The 2,805-nt window shown below is 59.3% G+C and carries 5 protein-coding genes; 2 read left to right on the forward strand and 3 right to left on the reverse strand.

Features of this window, described 5'->3' with window-relative positions; genetic code table 11:
• A partial coding sequence (locus tag ACIQ47_RS16010) for a hypothetical protein (protein WP_396439026.1) occupies positions 1 to 182 on the reverse strand: 182 nt, incomplete at its 3' end.
• A 185-nt stretch (positions 183 to 367) separates the two neighbouring features.
• On the opposite strand from ACIQ47_RS16010, the gene ACIQ47_RS16015 reads away from it, so the two are divergent.
• Both ACIQ47_RS16015 and ACIQ47_RS16020 read left to right on the forward strand, forming a co-directional pair.
• Entirely contained in the window at positions 368 to 685 is a 318-nt protein-coding gene (locus ACIQ47_RS16015; RefSeq protein ID WP_396439027.1) for a helix-turn-helix domain-containing protein, read from the forward strand.
• Positions 682 to 2,010, forward strand: a complete 1,329-nt coding sequence (locus ACIQ47_RS16020) for a HipA domain-containing protein (RefSeq protein WP_396439028.1) — start codon at positions 682 to 684, stop codon at positions 2,008 to 2,010. Before ACIQ47_RS16015 ends, ACIQ47_RS16020 begins: the two co-directional genes overlap by 4 nt.
• Here the strand turns inward: ACIQ47_RS16020 and ACIQ47_RS16025 are convergent.
• Both ACIQ47_RS16025 and ACIQ47_RS16030 read right to left on the reverse strand, forming a co-directional pair.
• Entirely contained in the window at positions 1,973 to 2,242 is a 270-nt protein-coding gene (locus ACIQ47_RS16025) for a type II toxin-antitoxin system RelB/DinJ family antitoxin (protein WP_396439029.1), read from the reverse strand. The two genes, ACIQ47_RS16020 and ACIQ47_RS16025, sit on opposite strands and share 38 nt — an antisense overlap.
• Before the next feature lie 18 nt (positions 2,243 to 2,260).
• The coding region (locus ACIQ47_RS16030; protein ID WP_396439030.1) for a Crp/Fnr family transcriptional regulator at positions 2,261 to 2,805 on the reverse strand (545 nt) is incomplete at its 5' end.

The following is a 2,805-nucleotide window of genomic DNA, read 5'->3' on the forward strand; positions in this document are numbered from 1 at the left end:
AGGCCTCCGCCCAAAATCACGATGTGCGCCTGCGTTTTGGTTTTGGCCGCCTGGGCAACGGGCGCAGCGCTGGCCAAAACGGCTGCGCCTGCCGAGCCCAGCAACCACTGGCGGCGGCTCAACGCGGAGATTGAAGCGCGGGTGAAGTTGGGGGTGTGGGTGGGGGTGGGATTCGTGGCCATGCTGTCTCCTCGTGCAGAGGCAGCATCTTGGCAGCTTGAAACGCAAACGGCTTGAGGCAAATCAATTCTTGGACAAGAAGAAAAATGTCTGCGATTGCAGATATTTTCTATACATCATCAGGTTTTTCTACAAAATATCTATGATCATAGAAATTCTGATTGCCATAGACGCACCAAATGACATAATGTCTTTGATCTCAGACATTTTTATGAAACACAGCATCCACACCACAGAAGAACTCGGCCTGGTCATTCGGGCCGTGCGCAAAAGCACCCGAGTGCGTCAAGACGACCTGGCCGCCTTGGTTGGTGTCAGCCGCCAGTTTGCGGTTGACGTCGAAAAAGGCAAGCCTACGGTGCAGATGGCCCGCGTGATGCGTTTGCTCAAGGAATTGGGCATCGAGCTGAGCGTGGACATTCCATTGGCCGCTGCGCAAGAGCTGGAGCGGCTGCGGCTTTGCCGCGAAGCTGCCACCCAACGCACCAAGGACGGCAGCCCATGAGAAGCCTCAACGTCTTCTCGGGTCAGCGCTTGGTTGGCCAGTTGCACGAAGGGGACGACCTTTGGCGCTTTGACTACGACACAGACTGGGCGCAAGCCTCTGACAGTTTTGACCTGGCACCCGGCTTGCCACGCACGTCGATGACACACGCAGATGGCGGCACATTGCGACCTGTGCAATGGTTCTTTGACAACCTGCTGCCCGAAGAGCTGCTTCGGCAAGCCATCTCCAAAGAAGCGGGCATCCAGGGCGAAGATGCTTTTGCGCTGCTGCAATACCTGGGCTCGGAATCGGCGGGATCACTGACTTTGCTGCCGCCGGGTGCGGCATTGCCCAGCACCAGCGCATGGCGCGACTTGCCCAACACACAACTGAGCGCTCGAATCCACCATCTGCCCCGATTGACGCTGACCGCGCATGCGCCCAAGCGCATGTCTTTGGCGGGTGCGCAGCACAAGCTGCTGGTGGTCTACCACGGGAACCAGCTCTATGAACCAGAGGGGGCAACACCCTCCACCCACATCCTCAAACCCAACCACCCGGATACCGACGCATACCCGGCATCCGTGCTGAATGAATACCTCACCATGCGGCTGGCCAGGGCCGTGGGCCTGCCTGTTCCAGAGGTGCACATGCTCTATGTGCCAGAGCCCATCTATGTGGTGCAAAGGTTTGACCGGGTCACGGCAGAGCCCGATGTGCCCGGCGCGCGGCCAGCCTTGAACGTGCAACGCAAGCACCTGATTGACGCCTGTCAGCTGCTCAACAAATCACGCACCTTCAAGCACTCGGGTGCCTCCATTGCGGCGCTTCAAGACATCGTCAACGCCACCACCAACAAAGCCAATACACGACTCATGCTGTTTCGTTGGCTGGTGTTCAATATCGCCGTGGCCAACGACGACTGTCACCTGAAAAACCTGTCCTTCTTCATGTCGCCCGAGGGCATTCAGCTGGCCCCACACTACGATTTATTGGCCACCAGTGCCTACTACACCCGCGCATTCGCCAACGAAAAAGCCACCTGGCCAGACGTGCGAATGGCGATCCCATTGGGCCAAGCCAACTTTTTCAGCCAGGTCACCCACCGTTTGGTGCTCGATGCCGCACTGGCGCTGGGGGTACCGGATGTGATTGCGCGACGCATCATCCGTGAAGTAATCATCCGCCTACCGCAAGCGCTGGGCAAAGAGTTGACCGAAATTCGACGGCTTCATACACAGGCGCCGCAAGCGGCTCGCGTTTTCCTGGGGGCTCAAGACAGGCTGCTGCGGGTGTTCGACAGCATCATCTTGCAAGACATGTTGGGGCGGTTGCGGGGGTGAAAAAGGACTGAGACAGACCCATCGCAGTCAAGGCTTGCGTTGCTTGCTCTTTGAGGTCATCGTCCGCCCGGATGTGCAGCATGGAAGTGTGTGTTGGCATGGCGGTTGCACATGGATTTGGAATGGCCTTGTGTCTCATTTCAGATTCCATCCAACCTGCACGGGCATGACAGCCTCCGGTCTTCTTTCTTGTGGGGTGTCGCGGTGCTTGTAGATCGGTCGGCTGGCGCATCCGCCGCGCTGCGCTGGCTCAGCGCTGCAACAACGCCTCGTTCGCAATCTCATAGCGCCTGCCTTGTTTGTCACAAGGCTTGAGGGCACCGTCGCGCACCAAGGCGCTGATTTCGCGGCTGACGGTTTCGAGTTTGATGTCGAGCATGGCACCCATGTCGTCGCGCGCAAAAAACGAGGTGATGCTGGGTTGGTCGGGGTCGCGCATTTTCAGGGCCAAGGCGGCCACGCGTTGGCGGGCCGAGCCGAAGTTCAGGTCGGCCAGCCAGTCGTCGGCGTCTTTCAGGGCGTGCTGCCACTTTTGCATCAGGCGCTTGTGCAGGCGGGGCGAGTTGGACGACAGGTGGTGCAGCACCGACAGCGGGATACGGCAAACCTGGGCTTCGACCAAGGCGATGGCTTCGCTGTCGTAGCGGGCGGTGGCCAAGGCTTCGAGACCGATCACGTCGCCCGGGCGCAGCACCCGCACGATGCGTTCGCGGCCATCGGCGGTGGTACGCACCAGTTTGACCATGCCTTTGCGCAAGGTGAACACGCCCACGGCGGTTTGGCCCTCGGTGTACA

Origin of the sequence: Limnohabitans sp. (genome assembly GCF_044373035.1) — a bacterium.
In the GTDB taxonomy this organism is placed as follows: domain Bacteria; phylum Pseudomonadota; class Gammaproteobacteria; order Burkholderiales; family Burkholderiaceae_C; genus Limnohabitans_A.